This is a genomic window from Enterobacter cloacae complex sp.6700776 (assembly GCF_048284255.1).
In the GTDB taxonomy this organism is placed as follows: Bacteria; Pseudomonadota; Gammaproteobacteria; order Enterobacterales; family Enterobacteriaceae; genus Enterobacter; species Enterobacter intestinihominis.
Genome location: NZ_JBLVYK010000343.1, coordinates 1 through 259, shown reverse-complemented (window position 1 = coordinate 259; position 259 = coordinate 1). Strand labels below are relative to the sequence as shown.

The window sequence follows — 259 nt, the reverse complement described above, 5'->3', positions numbered from 1 at the left end:
GAGGATTCATCCACCTGCGCCCAGGCGTACAGACCCAGCGCCGACAACCAGTTCGACGGCAGGTAAGAGTTGGCGATCACCCCGCCATAGCTCGGCATATCCACTTCCGAATGGCGCTCCACATCATGCTGGCGCAGCTCTAGCAGGCGGATGGGTCCCCAGACAATTAGTCCGGCCAGCACCACGATCAGCACGTTTTTAACCCGCTGGCCCGGGGTGCGCAGCTGGCGCAGCAGCGTATGGCGGCAGCGGTTGCTCC

General features: G+C 63.3%; 1 pseudogene. It reads right to left on the bottom strand.

Annotated features, from left to right (window positions below):
- Positions 1 to 259 (bottom strand): annotated as a pseudogene (locus ACNQ0T_RS24555) (lipid A phosphoethanolamine transferase); the annotation flags it as partial.